Source organism: Pseudomonas corni, from assembly GCF_057128765.1.
Genome location: NZ_JBSKHW010000004.1, coordinates 126,298 through 145,030, shown reverse-complemented (window position 1 = coordinate 145,030; position 18,733 = coordinate 126,298). Strand labels below are relative to the sequence as shown.

Annotated in this window: 19 protein-coding genes; 12 read left to right on the top strand and 7 right to left on the bottom strand. The window is 61.5% G+C overall.

Annotation, left to right across the window (positions count from 1 at the left end):
• Genes ACWKV9_RS09485 through ACWKV9_RS09460 form a run of 6 tightly spaced genes read left to right on the top strand, consistent with a single transcriptional unit; the run spans position 1 to position 5,187 of the window.
• A complete protein-coding gene (locus ACWKV9_RS09485; RefSeq protein WP_483835843.1) occupies positions 1-798 on the top strand; it encodes an ABC transporter permease in 798 nt (265 codons plus the stop codon).
• The gene (locus tag ACWKV9_RS09480) at positions 795-1,934 is read left to right on the top strand and encodes an NAD(P)/FAD-dependent oxidoreductase (RefSeq protein WP_483835842.1); all 1,140 of its coding nucleotides are present in this window, start codon (positions 795-797) and stop codon (positions 1,932-1,934) included. Before ACWKV9_RS09485 ends, ACWKV9_RS09480 begins: the two co-directional genes overlap by 4 nt.
• Positions 1,924-2,277, top strand: coding sequence for a (2Fe-2S)-binding protein (locus ACWKV9_RS09475; protein WP_483835841.1), 354 nt, complete (start codon positions 1,924-1,926; stop codon positions 2,275-2,277). The genes ACWKV9_RS09480 and ACWKV9_RS09475 overlap by 11 nt, the downstream gene beginning before the upstream one ends.
• Entirely contained in the window at positions 2,274-3,650 is a 1,377-nt protein-coding gene (locus ACWKV9_RS09470; RefSeq protein ID WP_483835840.1) for an FAD/NAD(P)-dependent oxidoreductase, read from the top strand. Before ACWKV9_RS09475 ends, ACWKV9_RS09470 begins: the two co-directional genes overlap by 4 nt.
• Positions 3,643-4,824 (top strand): NAD(P)/FAD-dependent oxidoreductase, encoded by a 1,182-nt coding sequence (locus ACWKV9_RS09465; protein ID WP_483835839.1) that lies wholly within the window; start codon positions 3,643-3,645, stop codon positions 4,822-4,824. The genes ACWKV9_RS09470 and ACWKV9_RS09465 overlap by 8 nt, the downstream gene beginning before the upstream one ends.
• 9 nt (positions 4,825-4,833) lie before the next feature.
• Positions 4,834-5,187 (top strand): RidA family protein, encoded by a 354-nt coding sequence (locus tag ACWKV9_RS09460; protein WP_483835838.1) that lies wholly within the window; start codon positions 4,834-4,836, stop codon positions 5,185-5,187.
• Between the two features lie 137 nt (positions 5,188-5,324).
• On the opposite strand, the gene ACWKV9_RS09455 is transcribed toward ACWKV9_RS09460, so the two are convergent.
• Positions 5,325-6,227: a LysR substrate-binding domain-containing protein gene (locus ACWKV9_RS09455; RefSeq protein ID WP_483835837.1), complete on the bottom strand. Its 903-nt coding sequence runs from the start codon at positions 6,225-6,227 to the stop codon at positions 5,325-5,327.
• Between the two features lie 231 nt (positions 6,228-6,458).
• Between ACWKV9_RS09455 and ACWKV9_RS09450 the strand changes: the two genes are divergently transcribed.
• The 6 genes from ACWKV9_RS09450 to ACWKV9_RS09425 all read left to right on the top strand — a co-directional run bounded on the left by ACWKV9_RS09450 (position 6,459) and on the right by ACWKV9_RS09425 (position 12,379).
• Positions 6,459-7,304 carry a transporter substrate-binding domain-containing protein gene (locus ACWKV9_RS09450; RefSeq protein WP_483835836.1) on the top strand — a complete coding sequence of 282 codons (846 nt, stop codon included), beginning with the start codon at positions 6,459-6,461 and terminating at the stop codon, positions 7,302-7,304.
• Between the two features lie 13 nt (positions 7,305-7,317).
• Positions 7,318-7,980 (top strand): amino acid ABC transporter permease, encoded by a 663-nt coding sequence (locus ACWKV9_RS09445; RefSeq protein WP_483835835.1) that lies wholly within the window; start codon positions 7,318-7,320, stop codon positions 7,978-7,980.
• A 7-nt stretch (positions 7,981-7,987) separates the two neighbouring features.
• Positions 7,988-8,665, top strand: a complete 678-nt coding sequence (locus ACWKV9_RS09440) for an amino acid ABC transporter permease (protein WP_483835834.1) — start codon at positions 7,988-7,990, stop codon at positions 8,663-8,665.
• 11 nt (positions 8,666-8,676) lie between these two features.
• Positions 8,677-10,179, top strand: a complete 1,503-nt coding sequence (argH, locus tag ACWKV9_RS09435; protein ID WP_483835833.1) for an argininosuccinate lyase — start codon at positions 8,677-8,679, stop codon at positions 10,177-10,179.
• Positions 10,176-10,916 (top strand): amino acid ABC transporter ATP-binding protein, encoded by a 741-nt coding sequence (locus ACWKV9_RS09430; RefSeq protein ID WP_483835832.1) that lies wholly within the window; start codon positions 10,176-10,178, stop codon positions 10,914-10,916. The genes argH and ACWKV9_RS09430 overlap by 4 nt, the downstream gene beginning before the upstream one ends.
• Before the next feature lie 470 nt (positions 10,917-11,386).
• Positions 11,387-12,379: an XdhC family protein gene (locus tag ACWKV9_RS09425; protein ID WP_483835831.1), complete on the top strand. Its 993-nt coding sequence runs from the start codon at positions 11,387-11,389 to the stop codon at positions 12,377-12,379.
• Here ACWKV9_RS09425 and ACWKV9_RS09420 read toward each other — a convergent pair.
• From ACWKV9_RS09420 to ACWKV9_RS09395, 6 genes are all read right to left on the bottom strand, one after another.
• Positions 12,361-13,311 carry a VTT domain-containing protein gene (locus ACWKV9_RS09420; RefSeq protein WP_483835830.1) on the bottom strand — a complete coding sequence of 317 codons (951 nt, stop codon included), beginning with the start codon at positions 13,309-13,311 and terminating at the stop codon, positions 12,361-12,363. The genes ACWKV9_RS09425 and ACWKV9_RS09420 overlap by 19 nt on opposite strands.
• 95 nt (positions 13,312-13,406) lie before the next feature.
• Positions 13,407-14,390, bottom strand: a complete 984-nt coding sequence (locus ACWKV9_RS09415) for an NAD(P)-dependent oxidoreductase (RefSeq protein ID WP_483835829.1) — start codon at positions 14,388-14,390, stop codon at positions 13,407-13,409.
• Positions 14,391-14,412: 22 nt separating this feature from the next.
• The gene (locus ACWKV9_RS09410; protein WP_483835984.1) at positions 14,413-15,699 is read right to left on the bottom strand and encodes an MFS transporter; all 1,287 of its coding nucleotides are present in this window, start codon (positions 15,697-15,699) and stop codon (positions 14,413-14,415) included.
• A 91-nt stretch (positions 15,700-15,790) separates the two neighbouring features.
• The gene (locus ACWKV9_RS09405; RefSeq protein WP_483835828.1) at positions 15,791-16,756 is read right to left on the bottom strand and encodes a sugar kinase; all 966 of its coding nucleotides are present in this window, start codon (positions 16,754-16,756) and stop codon (positions 15,791-15,793) included.
• On the bottom strand, positions 16,749-17,546 hold the full coding sequence (locus ACWKV9_RS09400) for a sugar phosphate isomerase/epimerase family protein (RefSeq protein WP_483835827.1): 798 nt from the start codon (positions 17,544-17,546) through the stop codon (positions 16,749-16,751). The genes ACWKV9_RS09405 and ACWKV9_RS09400 overlap by 8 nt, the downstream gene beginning before the upstream one ends.
• Before the next feature lie 78 nt (positions 17,547-17,624).
• The gene (locus ACWKV9_RS09395; protein ID WP_483835983.1) at positions 17,625-18,626 is read right to left on the bottom strand and encodes a LacI family DNA-binding transcriptional regulator; all 1,002 of its coding nucleotides are present in this window, start codon (positions 18,624-18,626) and stop codon (positions 17,625-17,627) included.
• Between the last annotated feature and the right edge of the window lie 107 nt (positions 18,627-18,733).

The following is an 18,733-nucleotide window of genomic DNA, read 5'->3' as shown; positions in this document are numbered from 1 at the left end:
ATGCACAAGAACGGATTTTTCTCGCAGCTGTATCACGCTTGTTTCGTGGCCTTCATCGTCGCGCCGTTACTGGTGGTCATGGCGATGGCGTTCACCAACAAGGGCTATCTGTCGCTGCCCACCGACGGCCTGTCGCTGCGCTGGTTTCGTGCATTGCTGGACAACCAGGAAATGCTCGATGCCTTCACGCTGTCGATCAAGCTGGGGCTGGCCTCGGCCACCATCGCTGCGTTGCTGGCGATCCCGGCGGCACTGGCGATCAGTCGCTATGAGTTCCCCGGACGCGGCGCGCTGACCGGCTTTCTGCTGTCGCCGCTGATGATCCCGTCGGTGGTGTTGGGGATCGCGTTTCTGCGCTTCTTTTCCCTGGCGCAGATTGGCGGATCGTTTTGGGCGCTCACGCTCACTCACGTCATTGTCGTCCTGCCATATGCGCTACGCCTGACCCTGGCCTCGACCATCGGCCTGGAGCGCGACATCGAACAGGCGGCCTTGTCACTCGGCGCCAGTCGCTGGACCGCGTTTTATCGGGTTGTGCTGCCGCGCATTCGCACCGGTGTCATCGGCGGCTGGATGCTGGCGTTCATCCAGAGCTTCGATGAATTGACCATGACTGTCTTCGTCGCCACGCCCGGCACCACGACCTTGCCGGTGGCGATGTACAACCAGATTTCCCAGACCATTGACCCGTTGATCACCGCCGTTTCGACGGTGCTCATCGTCGGCACCTTGCTGCTGATGCTGGTGCTCGACCGCATGGTGGGTCTGGATCGGGTACTGATCGGAGAGGGCAAATGAGCCAGGATTTAAATGTCACGCAGTCTGACGTCATCGTGATCGGTGGCGGTCTGGTGGGCACGGCGGTGGCCTACGGGTTGGCACGTACCGGCGCCGACACCGTGGTGCTCGATCAGGGCGACGATGCCTTTCGTGCATCGCGAGGCAATTTCGGGTTGGTCTGGGTGCAGGGCAAGGGCCACGACCTGCCGGATTATTCGCGCTGGACGCGTTCATCGGCCACGCGCTGGCCGGCCTTGGCCCAAGCGCTGATGGAAGATAGCGGCGTCGATGTGCAGCTCAAGCAGCCGGGCGGTTTCCATATGTGCTTCAGTGATGAAGAACTGCTGGAGCGTCAGTCGCGCTTGCAAACCCTGCAGGACGCGCTGGGCGACTACCCGTTTCAGATGCTCGACGCCGCTGAGCTGAAGGCACGACTCCCGCTGATCGGGCCGTCGGTGATCGGCGCCAGCTACACGCCCCAGGACGGCCACGTCAATCCGCTGAAGCTGCTGCGCGCATTGCACACCTCGGCCCAGGCCAAAGGCGCACGTTTTTCTGGTGGCGTGCAGGTGGATCGCATCGACTGCGCACCGGGTGAGTTTCGTGTGAGCGCTGGCAATCGCCGCTTTATCGCGCCGCGCATCGTCCTGGCCGCCGGTTTGGGCAATCCGGGGCTGGCGAAACAGGTTGGCCTGCATGCGCCTGTTGCGCCCAATCGCGGGCAAGTGCTGGTCAGCGAACGCGTCCGGCCGTTTCTCGAGTATCCGACCATCAACGTCCGACAGACCGACGAAGGCACCGTGCAGTTGGGCGATTCAATGGAGGAGGTGGGTTTTGATGACGGCACGTCCACCGAGGTCCTGGCGGCCATCGCCAAGCGCGGGGTGTCGACCTTTCCGCTGCTGCGCGATGTGCGGCTGATTCGTGCCTGGGGTGCATTGCGGGTGATGAGCCCGGACGGTTTTCCGATCTATCAGCAATCCGACGCTCATCCCGGCGCCTTCGTTGTGACGTGCCACAGCGGCGTCACTTTGGCCGCCGCGCACGCGTTGCGCATCGCACCGTGGGTCATGGGCGGCGCGCAACCCGGTGAGCTGGGCGTGTTTGCCGGTGAGCGTTTTTTAACTGACAAGGTGTTTTCCCATGCGCACTGATTCGCTGTTTCAACCGGTCGCCAGTGAAGTCAGATCGACGCGGACCGTGAGCCTGACCTTCAACGAACAATCCCTGACGGTGCCCGCTGGCATCAGTGTCGCCGCTGCGCTGCTGATGTCCGGCGTCAGTCGTTTTCGCGCCACGCCAGTGAGCGAGTCGCCTCGCGCGCCTTACTGCATGATGGGTGTGTGCTTCGAGTGCCTGGTGGAAATCGACGGCGTACCCAATCGCCAGAGCTGCCTGATCGAAGCCGCCGACGGCATGCGCATTCACTCCCAGGAAGGCGCCCGGGACCTGGTGTTTCAACCGGTTAATGTCCTTGCCGTGGAGGTGCAGTCATGAATCCGGAAACGGTCGATGTGGTGGTGATTGGCGCGGGTGCTGCAGGCATGAGCGGCGCGGTTGAGCTGGCACGGCTGGGCCTGCAAGTGGTGCTGCTGGACGAACAGGGCAGCCCCGGCGGGCAGATTTACCGCGGCATCACCCTGGCGCCGTTGTCGCGCCGGGACATGCTTGGGCCGGATTACGCCCATGGCAACCAACTGGCTCAGGCTTTGGCGTCGTCCAGCGTGCGTTATGAAAAGGGCGCGGCGGTGTGGCAGGTCACCCGGGATCATCAAGTCAGTTATTTGCGCGAAGGCCGTTTGCATACCTTGCAGGCCAAGGCCGTATTGCTCGCCACCGGCGCCATGGAACGTCCGTTTCCGATTTCCGGCTGGACATTGCCCGGCGTGATGAGCGCAGGCGCTGCGCAGATTCTGCTGAAAAGCGCAGGCCTGGCACCGACCGAGCCAGTGGTGCTGGCCGGCTGTGGGCCGCTGCTGTACCTGCTTGGCTGGCAATACCTGCGGGCCGGTGTGCCGATCAAAGCGTTGGTCGATACCACCCGGCCCGAAGATTACTGGCGCGCCCGGCGTCATCTGTTCGCAGCGCTGCGCGCCTGGCCGTACCTGCGCAAGGGGCTGGAATTGATGCGCAGTTTACGCAGCGCCGGTATTGCTCATTACACCGGCGCCGAGCAGTTGGCGGTGGAGGGTGACGAGGCGGCCACAGCCTTGACCTTCGTTGCGTCCGGCAAACCTCAGCGCGTTGCTACCCGCTGCGTGCTGCTGCATCAGGGCGTGGTGCCGAATATTCAATTCAGCCAGTCACTGCGCGCCCGTCATGTGTGGGATCTGGATCAGCTGTGCTTCAGCCCGGTGGTAGATCCGTGGGGTGAGCTGGATGTGCCGGGCGTTTTTGTCGCAGGCGATGGCGCCGGAATTGGTGGCGCGCTGGCGGCAGCGGTGCAAGGGCAATTGGCGGCGCTGGGCATCGCTTCCCGGTTGGGTTCGATCAACCCGGCGCAGCGCGATCATCAGGCCGATCCGTTACGAGCGAAGCTTGAAAGCAACCTGCGCATTCGGCCGTTTCTTGACGCGCTGTATCAGCCTAAGGAAGAGAACCGCATTCCTGCCGATGACGTGATGGTCTGTCGCTGTGAGGAGGTGACGGCGGGGGACTTGCGCGGGTTTGTCGCATTGGGTTGCGCCGGTCCAAATCAGGCCAAATCGTTCGGGCGTTGCGGCATGGGGCCTTGTCAGGGGCGCATGTGCGGCCTGACCGTGACCGAAGTGATTGCCAAGGCGCGGGGTGTGTCTGCGTCGGAAGTGGGGTACTACCGCATACGTCCGCCGATCAAGCCGATTACCCTGGGAGAGCTGGCCGGTGAGTGACTCAGGCCAGCGCCAGGGCGATGTGCTGGTGATCGGCGGCGGTATTCATGGCCTGAGCACGGCGTTTCATTTGGCTCAGCGTGGGGTCAAGGTGACGGTGCTGGAGGCTGATTACTGCGGGCGTCATGCCTCCGGGGTGAATGCCGGTGGCGTGCGAACCCTGGGTCGGCACATGCCGGAAATCCCGCTGGCGCTGTCTTCTCGCACGCTGTGGCATGAGCTGAAAAGCGTGCTGGGTGATGACGGCGGATTCGTGCCCAGCGGGCAGTTGAAACTGGCGGAAAACCTGGCCGAGCTTGAAGAGTGTCGGCAGCGCGTGGAGCAGCTTCAAGCACTGGGTTTCGACCATGAAGTGCTGATCGATCAACAGCAGGTTTTCGACATCATTCCGACCGTCGCCCGGCATGTGGTGGGCGGCATCTGGGTCAAGGACGATGGCTTTGCCGTGCCTTATAAAACCGTGACGGCGTTTCGTCTGGCCGCGCAAAAGCTGGGAGTGCTGGTGCATGAAACCACCCCTGCCCAGCGCATCGAACAGACCGGCAGCCAGTGGCGCGTGACTACCGCGCGCGGGGTGTATACGGCAGAGCATCTGGTGGTGACCGCAGGCGCCTGGGCCGGTGAGTTGGCCGCGCAAATCGGTGAGCCGGTGCCGGTGCATCCCGAGGGTCTGATGCTGATGGTCACCCACCGTGTCGCGCCGTTTTGCGCGCCGGTGTTGGGCGCGACCGGGCGCTCGTTGTCTTTCAAACAGTTTGCCAACGGCACAGTGGTGATTGGCGGCAAACTGATCGGCTCGCTGGATTTTCCGGCGCGTCACGGTGAGGTCGACATGACCCGGCTGGGTACCAGCGCGCGAACCGTCACTGACCTGTTTCCCCACTTGAAAAACCTGGGCGTCAATCGGGTTTGGGCGGGCGTCGAGGCCTTTACCGCAGACGATCTGCCGGTGATTGGTGCCAGTCGCAAAGCCAGCAACCTGAGCTATTCATTTGGCTTCTGCGGCAGCGGCTTCCAGATGGGGCCCGGGACCGGCAAGCGTCTTGCGCAACAAATACTGGGCGAGCATTCGGATATTTCCCTCGATGCGTTCGCCGTCGACCGATTCGAGAAAGTCGCGCTGCTGGCGCCGCTTTCCCTTCCAAAAACCGCTTCAACCATCCCGCACCATTGAGGAGTTCACATGCTTGAAATTACCCGTATCGAAACCAATCAGCGCATGAGCCGCGTCGTTCAGTGCAACGGTTTCACCTTTCTCGGCGGCCAGACCGCCACCGACCGCACCCTGGACATCAAGGGCCAGACCGCACAGGTGCTGGAGAAGATCGACAACTTCCTGGCCAAGGCCGGTCTGGACAAGACACGCATCCTGACTGCGCAAGTCTGGCTGTCAGACATCAACGCCAACTTTGCCGGTATGAACGAAGTCTGGGACGCCTGGGCCCCCGAAGGCCATGCGCCCGCGCGCGCGACGGTTGAGTCGAAGCTGGCTGCGCCGGATCTGCTGGTGGAAATTACCGTGATCGCGGCGGGCTGATTGCCCAACGCTCGCGTCCCCGGTCGTAATCCAAACCTGTAGGAGCGCGCTTGCCCGCGAAACTCGAATGGGCGATGAAATTGTGTCGACTGTACGGACGTCATCGCGGGCAAGCGCGTTCCTGCAAATGCGCGGATCTATTGCCAATCCTCCGAAGCCGTCGTCAGCATTTCGTGTATCAGCAAGCCAAATCGCTGCGAAAGCACGCTCTGTGGACGATCCGCTGGGAGTAGCAAATAGGTGGAAAACCGGATCTTCGGGCGGAACGGTCGGGTTTCGATGCCGGTGTGCAGGTATTCCAGCGCCACCATGGGGCTGACGATGCTCACACCCAAGCCCAACGCCACGAGCGAGCACACGGTCGCGGCATAGGGTGTTTCCAGGTTCAGTTTGCGATGTCCCTTGTCGTCGGGGAACACCCGGTCCACTCGGCTGCGGGTGCCGTCGCTCTGGGACAGGGAGATAAACTCCTCGCCCTTCAAATCCTCTGGTCCCACCGACGTCAAGCCGCTCAGGCGGTGCCCTTTGGGAAACACGCAGACCCCCGGCACGTCACAGATCACTTGGGTTTTCACCCCTGGCATGTCTTCAGCGACATACGACGCCAGACCCAGGTCGCAAAACTGCGAGGCCGCCCAGTGCGCCACCATTGGTGAATCACTGGTGTGAATCGAAATCGCCACGTCCGGGTTTTCCTGGCGAAAGCGCTGAATCACCCGAGGCAATACGGTCAGTGACAGAGACGGTACGGCCGCGATACGCAAACGCCCGGTGCCGCCGCGACGAATGTTCTGCGCCGACTGCTCAATGCTCTGCAGACCAGTGAATGCGCGCTCAACATCGGCGAACAGCGCCGCCCCCTCATCCGTGGGCAATAGACGCCCGCCGACCCGCTCGAACAATTTGAAACCACTGGTGCGCTCCAGCTGTGCAATCAGGCGGCTGATGTTCGGCTGCGAGGTGTGCAGGGACTCGGCAGCAGCGGTCATCGAGCCGCTCAACATCACGGCACGGAAGGCTTCGACTTGTTTGAAGTTCATGGCAGGCCATATCAATTCGGTATGGATGACCACTGTATTGTCATTTGTTGGCATGAGCCAGAGGCTTTATAACTGATTGCGAGATCGATATCACCGCGCAGACGGATGCGATCACCACTAGCCCTCAAGCACTGATTGCACCGCGTCATCTCTTTTCAGTTCTGCCCTTGAATTCATTGCGTCGTTTCAGGCCCTGAGCCAGACGATGCTGCTATGTAACCAGGAGGCATCATGTCGTTTTCTTTCAAAACCCTTGGCAATGCGTTGGCCGTTTCCTGCCTGTCCCTGGCGGGTGTGACGCAGGTGCTTGCCGCAGACCTGCCTGCTGTTCCCGATGAAATCAAAGAGGCCGGCCAATTGCGCGCCGGGGTGCGTTGCGATCAGCCGCCGTACGGTTTTCAGGACGGCAGCGGCGAGTTCGCTGGGGTTGAAGTGGAGATGTCCAAACAGATCGCGTTGTGGGCGCTGGGCTCCAAAGACAAAGTGACGTTCACCTGTGTCACCGCTGAAAACCGCGTGCCGCAGTTGCTCGGGCGCAAGGTCGATTTCCTGATCGCGACCCTCGGCGTCACCCCTGAACGCCAGCGCGTGATCGACTTCACCACGCCCTACCGTTGGGGCGCGAGCGACGTGGTGGTGAAGAAAGACAGCCCGATCAAGAACATCAAGGACCTCAACGGCAAGACCCTCGCCACGCTCAAAGGCTCGGTGCAGGCCAAGTGGTTCGAGGACCACATGCCCGAGGTCAAGACCCTGCGCATGAACAGTGCCGCCGACGCGTTGCAGACCTTCCGTCAGGGTCGCGCCGATGCCTACACCCACGACGCCGCAACTTTGGTGGTCGTGGCCGACAACGACAAGGACGCGCGCTTGCTCAATGAGCCGTTCCAGATTTCCGACGCTGCCATCGGCGTGCGCAAAAACGAGGACAAGTGGCGCGATTACCTGAGCGCTGCAGTTGCTCGCATGCACGAAGAAAAGCTCTACCGCGTCTGGGTTCAGCAATACGTGCCCACCAACATCCAGAGCTACTACCTGAGCGTCTTCGAGCAGGCCAAACCTGCTGAAGCCCTGTAACCGGTTGCCGCTGATGGATTTCGACGTCAACTACCTGCTGGCTCAGTGGCCCGCGCTGCTCGACGGCGTATTGATGACGCTGCGAGTGTCGCTGCTGGCTATCGCGTTCTCACTGGTGATCGGTGTGTTGGGCGGCGCGGCGCGGGTGATGAAGGTGCCGGTGCTGTCGCAGATCGTCGTGCTGTACGTGGAGTTGATTCGCAACACGCCGATCCTGGTGCAGTTGTTTTTCATTTTCTACGGCTTGCCGGCGATTGGCCTGGAGCTGTCGCTGTTCTGGTCCGGGGTGTTTTGCCTGTCGCTGTGGGCCGGGGCTTATCAGGTTGAAAACGTGCGCGGCGGTCTGGCGACGGTCGAGCACGGCATGCGCGAGGCGAGCATGGCCCTGAGCCTGAAACCTGCGCATTACTTCTGTCTGGTGGCCTTGCCGATTGCGGTCAGGACCAGCTTGCCGGCGATGCTCAACACGGCGATTTCGCTGTTGAAGAACTCCTCGTACTTGCAGGCCATCGGTCTGGCCGAGCTGACGTTCGTGGCAGTGGACCGCATCGCTACGGATTTCCGCGCCATCGAGATGTTCAGCGCGATCTGCGTGATGTACCTGGTCTTGGTGGCGGTTCTGGCGCTGTTGACCGGGCGCCTCTCTGCGCATTTGCAACGACCCTTCCGGCAGTGAGGCCACTATGAATTTTCTCGTGGAAAACTGGGGTTTTGTCACCAAGGGCCTGTGGATGACCTTGCGCCTGGCGCTGGTGATTCTGCTGTTCACTACCCTGATTTCGGCGGTGTTCGGCGTGCTGGCGACCCTGAAAAATCGGGTGCTGTGGTGGACGATTCATGCCTACGTCGAGCTGTTCCGTTCGATCCCGCTGATCGTCAACGTGTTCTTCATCTTCTTCGGTGCGCCGATGCTGGGCCTGGACCTCAGTCCGTTTGCTGCCGTGACTACGGGGCTGACGTTATGGGGCAGCGCCAACGGCATCGAAATCGTGCGCGGCGGTCTCGAATCAGTCGCTCGCCATCAATGGAAAAGCGCCTGGGCACTGGGGCTGCGGCCTTGGCAGATCTATCTCCACGTGATCGCGCCGCAATCGATGCGCGCGATTCTGCCGGCCTACACCGGCTTGCTGACCATGCTGGTGCAGGCCACGTCCCTCGGGGCTCTGGTCGGTGTCGGTGAGTTTCTCAAAGTCGGCCAGATCATCATCGAACGCGCCACGGTCATGACCGGCGTCAGTCCGGCGTTTGCCGTCTACGGCGTGGTGCTGCTGGTTTATTTCGTCATTTGTTCGCTGCTGAGTTGGCTCAGCCGTTATCTCGAACGTCGCCTGGGTCGCCCGGTGACGCGCGCCACCATTTAAGGGGTTTCACCATGCAAGAGTCCAAAGTCAGTCGGCGCCTGAAAGAAACCACCGCCCCAGAAGTGAATGAGTTCATCTACCGGCCAAGGCTGGAAGGTTTCGCCGCAGGTTTCGACAACCTGGGCAACGTCAACAAGGCGCACATTGTGATGCTCGCCGAGCAAGGTCTGATTCGTGGCGAGCACGCGGCGGTGCTCGCCAAAGGCGTGCTGGACATGGAAGCCGCAGGGCCAGGTGTGGTGACGCTGGACCCGTCCCGGGAGGATGCGTATTTCAACTACGAAGCGCATTTAATCGAGCAGATCGGCACTGACATCGGCGGGCGCTTGCACACCGGTCGCAGCCGCAATGACATCTTGGCAACGCTCGATCGTTTGCGATGCCGTGAAGTGCTGATGGACCTGATCGACGCCCTGATTCAAGTGCGCCAGACCGCAATCAACAACGCCGAAGTGTTCGCCGATGTGGTGATGCCCGGTTACACCCATTTGCAACCGGCGCAGCCGATTACGTACGGCTATTACTTGTCGGCAGTGGAGCAGGCGCTGGAACGTGACTGCAAACGCCTGACCCAGACGCTGGAGTCCATGAATCAAAGCCCGCTGGGCGCTGCTGCGTTTGCCGGAACGCCGTTCGACATTGATCGGGCGCGCACAGCTGAATTACTCGGTTTCGATGGCTATCTCGATAACGCTCTGGACGCAGTCGGTTCGCGGGATTTCATTCTTGAAAGCCTGTCGCACCTGAGTCTGCTGTCGGTGTTCTGGAGTCGCGTGGCGCAGGATTATTTCATCTGGAGCACCCACGAATTCAGCCTGATCGATTTCCCGGACAGCGTTGCAGCCACGTCGAGCATCATGCCGCAGAAGAAAAACCCTACGGTGCTTGAATACCTCAAGGGCCGCAGCGGGCATATCGTCGGGCTGTTGATGGGGGCGAGCATCACCATCAAGGGCAGCAACTTTTCCCACACCGGCGACGCCAACCGCGAAGGCACGCGGGGTTTCTGGGAAGCCGCCGAAGAAAGCCTGCGCTGCCTGAAACTGCTGGATCTGGTGTTGCGTACCGCCACGCCGAATGTCGGGTTGGCGGTGAAGCGCGCAGGGGAAGATTTCTCTACTGCCACGGGCTTGGCCGATTTGATCGTGCGGGAAGCGGATCTCTCGTTTCGCGAGGCCCATCATGTGGTTGGCGGGGTGGTGCGCATGGCGATGGACGCGGGGCTGTTTGCCCATCAGATCGACACGGCGATGGTGGACGTGTGCGCGATGGAGCAGCTGGGTCATGCGCTGAATCTTCCGGCGGCGATGGTTCGCGATTGCCTCGATCCGACTGCCAACGTGCAGGGCCGCAGTTCGGCGGGAGGGCCGTCGCTGTCGTCGCTCAAGCCGAGTTTACAGCGCGCCAACAACCGCATCGTCGTCGAGCGTCGGGCCAGTCAGGCGCTGCGTGATCGTATGGCGGCGGCACATGAACGTTTGCAGGCGGCTACCCGTGCCCAGGCTGGCCTATGAGCACAATGCTGACGGTGCGAGGGTTGCACAAACGCTTTGGCGAGCACGAGGTGGTCAAGGGCGTGGACATGGACGTCAGCGAAGGCGAGGTGGTGGTGATCATCGGGCCCAGCGGCTCGGGCAAGTCAACGTTCATTCGCTGCCTCAACAGTCTGGAAGAGCCGTCCGCTGGCAGTGTGGTGATCGCTGGCGGTGAATCGATCAAAGCCGGGGACCGCAAGGCGCTGGCACGGCTGCGCGAAGAGGTGGGCATGGTGTTTCAGGACTACACCCTGTTCCCGCACATGAGCGTGCTGGCAAACATGACCCTGGCGCCGGTGAAACTGGGTCGTGCGAGCAAAGCAGAAGCTGAAAGCAACGCGCTGGCGCTGCTGGATCGGGTGGGGCTGCGGCACAAGGCTGAGGGCTACCCCTCGGAACTGTCGGGGGGCCAGCAACAGCGCGTAGCGATCGTGCGCGCACTGGCGATGAAGCCTCGATTGATGTTGTTTGATGAGCCGACTTCGGCGCTGGACCCGGAAACCGTAGGCGATGTGCTCAACGTGATGAAGGGCCTGGCGGCAGAGGGCATGACCATGATCGTGGTCACCCATGAAATGGGTTTCGCCCGGGAAGTGGCAGACCGCGTAGTGTTTTTCGACGGCGGCCAGATCGTCGAAATGGGCCCGCCCGCGCAGATATTCACCGCCCCGAAAGAAGCGCGCACGCAGCAGTTTTTGCAGAGCGTGTTGCGATGAATAACCATTTTGCCAAACGCTGCAAATCTTGTTGGGCGAGTAGGCGGCATTTCGCCTTGCCCGTGAAGCTTTTGATTCTGGCCGCAGGCCGTGTCGATGGTTGCTGACGCCATGCAAACTCCGTGGGAGCGGACCTGTCCGCGAAAGGGCGGTACAGCCGACACAGGTGTGGTGCCGGATCATCACTCTTCGCGGACAGGTCCGCTCCCACAGGTTTCATGCCCATGCTGATCAATCAACGACAAGGATTGCATTCGCCGCAAAAATACCGATCGTCACCACGCGCTGCGGGGTTATGCCGGGCAGTACACTGCGCGCCCACCGATTCCATCGATCCGCCTCATGGTGTACAACGCTGGGATCTCGTCGAACGAACAGAACTTATCGGGCGTCCGGGCCCTCCTACATGGGCTCGAATGGCACCCTTTCTGCATCCATTCGCACATCTTTATTCAGCCTTGGAGGTCCCGGTGGACAGTGTTGATTTGAACGTGTTGAAGAGCGTTCGCCAATGGCGTCTTGAAGGCCACCGCGTGTGGCTGTACACCGTCATTCAAACCTGGGGCAGTGCGCCGCGTCCGCCGGGGGCGATGTTGGCGTTGCGTGATGACGGTGTAGTCACAGGCTCCGTGTCCGGTGGCTGCATCGAAGATGACCTGATTACCCGCGTGCAAACTCAGCGCGAAGCACAATCGCCTCCCGACCGCGTCCAGCTGGTCACCTACGGGGTTACCAAGGACGAGGCAGCGCGCTTCGGCCTGCCGTGTGGCGGCACGCTGCGCCTGACCGAAGAACAAGTGGTCGAAGACGCCTGGGTCGATGACCTGCTCGCACGCTGCCAGAACCATGAAATCGTTTCCCGTGAACTGTCGCTTGCCAGCGGCGCGGTCACCTTGGGCACTGCGACGCGCGATGATGCGTTGAGCTTCGATGGGCACACACTGCGCGCCATCTACGGCCCGCGCTGGCGTTTGTTCCTCATTGGTGCAGGTCAGCTGTCGCGCTACGTGGCGTCGATGGCGCGGATGCTCGATTTTGAAGTGCTGATCTGCGATCCCCGCGAGGAATTTGCTTTCGGCTGGGAAGAAGAGGGCGCGCGCTTCGTGCCGGGCATGCCGGATGATGCGGTGGAGTCCATCGTCCCGGATGCGCGCACGGCCATTGTCGCGCTGACCCACGATCCGCGGCTGGACGACATGGCCTTACTGACCGCGCTCAAGTCCGATGCGTTCTACATCGGCGCACTCGGCTCACGGGTCAACACGCTCAAGCGCCGGGAAAATCTTGCGCTGCTGGGCCTGTCCGACGAAGAAATCGCCCGCTTGCACGGCCCCATCGGCCTGCACATCGGAAGCCACACACCGCCGGAGATTGCTTTGTCGCTGATGGCTGAAATCGTTTCGATCAAGAACGGCGTGCTGGCGGTGCAGAAAAAACCGTTTCCTCAGGCCGCGCTGGCCTGAGGTTTCACCGATGGTACTGGATGCGCCAGTTGCCAGGCGTCCAGCCCGCCGATCAGTGCCTTGCCCTTGGTCAGCCCGTGAGCCCGCAGTTTCTCTGCCAGCAGCGCGGCTGATAGCTCATTGGGGCAGGCGCAATAAATCACCATGTCGACGTCGCCCAACTGAGCCACCCACGGCGCCAGCGGTTCTTCAAGCCCGATGGCCACTGCGCCCGGGATGCCTTCCTGATCGCTCACATGGAATGAAGGACGTACGTCGATCACCACCGGGGCATCATCGGTATCGCGCAGGGCCAGCAACTCGGGAACGGTGATGCGCGGCACCTGCGCCGTGCGCCACATCAGGCGCCGCCGTTTCCAGTATTTCCAGGCGATGAACACCGCCAGGGCGCCGAACACTATCGCCAGCGCCAGGGGCACATAGCCGCTTAGCCAGTCGAGGATTGGCATGATGGCATCGCTGAACAACATCCCCAGCAGCATCGCCGAACCTGCCCAGATAAAAGAGCCCGCCAGCGAGTAACGCACAAAGATGCCATACGGCGTGCCGTTCATGCCGGCCACAGTGGTGACCAACGCCCCGGCGCCGGGGAGGAATTTGGACAGCAGCAGCGCGCGCACGCCTACCCGCTGATAGACCGTGAGGCCCTGGCGCACGCAGGTGTCTTGAGAGAGGGAAATCTTGCAGATCGATTTGAGCAGCGTGCCGCCGAAGCGTTTGCCGGCCCAGTACCAGACTGAGTCGGCGATCAGGCAGGCGATGATCGCAAATACTACGCCCGCGCCTAGCAACGGCTTGCTTTGCATGGCCAGGGCGCCGGTGACGATCAGCGTTGGATAGGCTGGCACTGGCAGACCCAATTGCTCCAACAGAACGTTGACGAACACCAGCAACAAGCCGTGGGTTTCGTTCAGTTGCTGGAGTTCGTTCATCGGGCGCGGCTCGTGCAAACAAAAAGGGTGCCAGTAACGTCGCCTGAACACCCCGATGTGTCAATGCTGCTGATCAGATTGAGAAGGCCTGACGCTTAGCGGCGGGCGTCCCAGCCCTTTGGATTGACCAGATTGGCCGGCTTTTCCCCCGCCAGCGCACTGATCAGATTGTCCACCGCGCAACGGGCCATGGCCTCCCGGGTTTCATGGGTCGCTGAACCCATGTGCGGGGTGGCGACGACGTTATCCATCTTCAATAACGGCGAATCCGGCGCAACCGGCTCACGCTCGAACACATCGAGCCCGGCAGCGCGGATCTGGCCGTTTTGCAGGGCGGCGATCAGCGCCTGTTCGTCCACCACCTTACCCCGGGCGATGTTGATGAAGATGCTCTCGGGACGCATCAGCGCAAATTGTTCTGCACCGATCAGGCCCTCTGTTTCAGCGGTCAGCGGCACGGTCAGGCAGATGAAATCCGCCTCCTGCAACAGCGCCTCAAGGCTGCGATAGCTGGCATTGAAGCGCGCTTCTACGGCAGGTTTAGGCGAATGGCTGTGATAGAGGATCGGCATGCCGAACCCGAAATGACCCCGTTGCGCCACCGCTTCACCGATGCGCCCCATGCCGATGATGCCGAGGGTTTTCCCGTGTACGTCGGTGCCGAAATGCGCAGGACCCAGGTTCTGTGTCCATTCGCCGTTGCGCACCAGATTGGCCAGCTCCACCACGCGCCGGGCGGTCGCCATGATCAGGGCAAAACCGGTGTCGGCGGTGGTCTGGGTCAGCACGTCCGGGGTGTTGCTCAGGACGATGCCGCGACGGTCCAGATAATCGATGTTGTAGTTATCGACACCCACTGACACGCTGGACACCGCTTCCAGCTTCGGCGCCAAATCCAGCAATGCGGCGTCCAGCTTGAGGCTGGCCCCCAGCAGACCTTGCGCCTGGGGCAGGGCGGCTTTCAATCGCGCCAGGCCTGCGCCTTTCACATCCTCGATCAGCGTGACATCGGCGTGTTCTTTTAACCGCGCCATCAAGGGCGCGGAAAGTTGCTTGTACAAAACGACCTGCTTTTTCATCGAATTCGGTTCCACGTCAGGATCAGGAATGCGCGGGGGCGGTGGGCGCCGTTTGCACCGGCTTGGTCTTGGTGTCGGGCTTGAGCATCAGCGTCAGCACCACCGAGACCAGCAATGCGCCGCTCATGAACAGATACGACGCGCTCAAAGTGCCCGTCACGCCGTTCAGGTAACCCACCAGATACGAGCCGGCAAAGGAGCCCAGCGCGCCGAGGCTGTTGATCAGTGCCATGGCGCCACCGGCCACGTTGGACGGCAGGATTTCCGGAACGATGGCGAAGAATGGACCATACGGCGCGTACATGCAGGCGCCGGCGATGACCAGCAGCGAGTACGACCACCAGAAGTGCTCGGTGCCAAGAGCGTACGAACCGTAGAAAGCGACGGCTGCCAGCAACAGTGGCGGCCAGACGAACAGTTTGCGTTTTTGCAGTTTGTCCGAAGCCCAAGACACGGCGACCATGCCGATCACCGCCGCCAGATACGGCAGCGCCGACAGCCAGCCCGCCTCGACCATGTTCATCTGCATGCCTTTTTTCAGGATTGTCGGCAGCCACAGCACAAAGCCGTAAACACCGATGCTCCAGCAGAAATACTGCGCGGCGAGCAGCAGCACTTTTGGCGAGCGGAAGGCTTCGGCGTAGTTCTTCACCGGCTTGATGCCGACTTGCTCGGCGTCCAGACGGCGTTGCAGTTCAGCTTTCTCAGCGTCGCTCAGCCACTTGGCCTGGGCCGGACGTTCGTCCACCAGACGCCACCAGATAAACGCCCAGATCACGGCGGGCAAGCCTTCGACGATGAACATCCAGCGCCAGCTGAAATGTGCCACCAGATAACCGGACACCACCGACATCCAGAGCATGGTCACCGGGTTGCCGAGAATCAGCACGGTGTTGGCGCGGGAGCGTTCGGCTTTGGTAAACCAGTAGCAGAGGTACACCAGCATCGCTGGCATCACAGCCGCTTCGACCACGCCGAGCATGAAACGAATGCCGATCAGCATGTAGGCGTTGGAGACGATGCCGGTCAGGGTTGCCAGGCCACCCCAGAGAATCAGGCTGACGAAGATCAGCTTCTTGACGCTCTTTTTCTGCGCATAAATCGCGCCCGGTACCTGAAAGAAGAAGTAGCCAAGGAAGAACAGCGCGCCCAGCAAAGAGGACATGCTCGGCGTGATATTGAGGTCTTCAGCCATACCGGACGCGGCGGCGAAACCGTAGTTGGCCCGGTCCAGGTACGCCAGGCTGTAGGTGATGAACACGATGGGCATGATCAGCAGCCAGCGGCGTTTCAGACCCCCGGTTTTCATGGTGTTGAGGATGTTTTCCATATCGAGCTCCCTGAGCTTGTTGTTGTTTTCGCAGCAGGTGATTGCGGTTGTCGTGTGTGTTGTGAATCGGTCAGGCGGTGTGTACGTGGGGCTGCGCAGTCGATGTCGCTGCCTGCAACTGCTGGCGTGTCGGCAGACCTTCCATGTCGCCCCGGCTCTGCACGGCCATGCTGCCAACCCAGTTGCCGCGCGCCGTGGCCTGTTGGAAATCGAGGTTCTCCAGCAGCGCACTGATCACGCCGACCGCGAAGCCATCGCCAGCGCCAACCGTGTCGATCACCTTGGGCACTACCACCCCCGGCACAAACGCTTGGTTGAGCTGGGTGCGGTAATACGCGCCTTTTGCGCCCAGCTTGATCACCACCGCTTCTGCGCCCTGATCCAGATAAAACGCGGCGATGTCGGCGGGGGTGTCGAAACCTGTGAGCAGTTCACCTTCGGCCAAGCCCGGCATCACCCAGTGGGCGAGGCTGGCGAGGTGGTTGATTTCACGGATCATGGTTGCCTGGTTCGACCACAGCGACGGGCGCAAGTTGGGATCGAACGACACGCTGCGACCGGCGTCGCGCATCTGCGTCATCAGCGCCCGCGACAGCTCGCGGCAGCTGTCGGACAGCGCCGCCGGGATGCCGGTGGCGTGCAGATGCCGGGCCTTGAGCAGCTCGGGCTTGATGTCGGCCAGCGACAAGTGACTGGCCGCCGAACCGCGACGGAAGTACTCGACGGTGGGGTCGGCGCCTTCCAGTTCCAGGGATTTGAACTGGAAGCCGGTAGGGTGGGCAGCGTCGATGCTCACATAACGGCAATCCACGCCTTCGCCCTGCAAGCTGTCGATGACGAAACGCCCCATGGAGTCGTTGCCGACCCGGCTCAGCCAGGCCACGTTGAAACCCAATCGCGACAAGCCGATGGCGACGTTGCTGTCGGCGCCTGCGATGCGTTTTTCGAAATGGGTGACTTGCGCCAGATCGCCGGCTTGCTCGGCCACCAGCATGGTCATGGTTTCGCCGAACGAAAGGATATCCAGATCAGACATGGCTCAGTCCCTGCGCTGTTGGCGCTTCGTGCGGTTGGCCGAGAGTGGCCAGAATCTCCACTTGCTCACGGGTGACCTGCAACAAGTCGCCGCCCTGCAACGGGTATTCGACGGCGCGGGGCAGGCCGTTGGGCATGTGCTTCATCAGCTGGTTCCAGTGCTGTACGTCAACGGGCGATGGCGCAATTGCGATCAGTTTGTCGTGGGCGTTGCGGGTGATGGCCTTGCAGTGCAGGTATTCGACAAAACGACCCAGCTCCCGCGCTGCCTCGCTGGCCGATTGGTCTTGCCACTGCCAGTTGCCGATGTCGAACGTCATGCCGATAGGCATTTGCAGCGCCTCGACCCGGGCGAAGAACCGGGTGAACGGCTCGATCCGGCCACCCTGAACGGTCTGGTCGTTCTCTACCAGTAAATGCACGTTGTAAGGGGCCAGGCGCTCGGCCAAGGCGGCCACTTCGCTGATTTCCGAAAAATGCCCGAGCGACACCTTCAGCCATGCCGCGCCGCACTGAACCGCGCGTTGCAATGTGGGCTCCAGCGCCGGATTAGGCAGCGGCTGGCCTTCAAGCCACAGTTCCAGCGGCGCCGAGTACAGGCATTCCAGTCCTTGGGATTTGATGGCCCCGGCCAGGGCAGGGAAGTCTTCGGTGGTGAACAGTTCTTCGCGCAGTTCGATGCGTTTGACGCCAGCCTCGACCAGCAACGGGATAAAGCTGGCCTGACCGCGCTCGCGTACAAGGTCCGCGCCGAAGCTGGACAGGCTGATGGATACAGGGAATCTATTCATTGTTGTTGTCCTCTGAAACCGGTTTCATTTTCTTTCATGTCAAAAGCAGGCGCAGCCGCCTTCGTGCAAAGCGGGGCCTTACCGTCGTCGTCGAGTGGAGCCGCGCACGATCAATTGCGCCGGGAAGTCGTAGGCGCGCACTGGCGCCTGATCGCCGCGCAATCGGCCGAGCAGGCACTCGAATGCCGTCACGCCAATGTCGTGAGTCGGCTGCGCCAGCGACGTGATGCCGCTGCCCACCAGCGGATACCACTCCAGTTCGTCGAGGGCGATCAGGCCGACGTCGTCGAACAGATGGCAACCCAGCTCGTGCAGCTGGCGAGTGCAGGTCAGGGTGGCGACGCCGTTGGCGGTGAACAGCGCTTTTGGGCCGGGGCCCGGGGCTGCGATAAATGTTCTTAGTTGCTCGTCGAACGCTCTGTTGGTTTCCAGCACCTGGCCGCGCAATCCGGGCCGTTGCTGCATCAGCATGTTGAACGCCTCTACGCGCTCGATGCGCGAACTGGTGCCGTCCTGAGGTTCAGTGACCATCAAGATGTCGCGAAAGCCTGAGTCCTGTAGATGGTCCAGCGCCTGGCGTACGGTGGCCAGATTGTCCAGACCGACCAGATCGCTGTGTAGCGCGTCGACCTTGCGATCCACCAGCACCATCGGTAATTCGGCGTGCAGTTCGCGCAGCTCATCAAGATGATGGCCGAGCGTATTCACGATCAGCCCTTCGATGTTGTAGGAGCGCAACGCGGCCAGATGCAGACGTTCCTGTTCGTCGTCGCGATCGGTGTTGCACACCACCAGGCTGTAGCCGTGACGGCGGCATGCGGTTTCGACGCCGTGCATGACAGCGATGGAGTAGGGGTTGCGGATGTCGGCGACCAGCATGCCGATCAGACGAGTACGGCCGCGCTTGAGGCCTCGGGCCATTTGATTGGGGCGATAACCGAGGGTTTGAATGGCGTGTTCGATGCGCTGGGCGATGGCGACCGACAGCAATGGCCGGTCTTCGCCGATGAAGCGCGAGACGCTGGCTTTGGACACGCCTGCCAGTTCGGCGACGTCGCTCATGGTGACGCGTGGGCGCATCGGTGTAGGAATACTGTTCACGGCCTGGTCCTTATTGGATTTATCAGCAGGCTTTGTACAACCGTTACCGGACCCGTCGGGAAGAGAGGTGCGACGGATTGTCACGC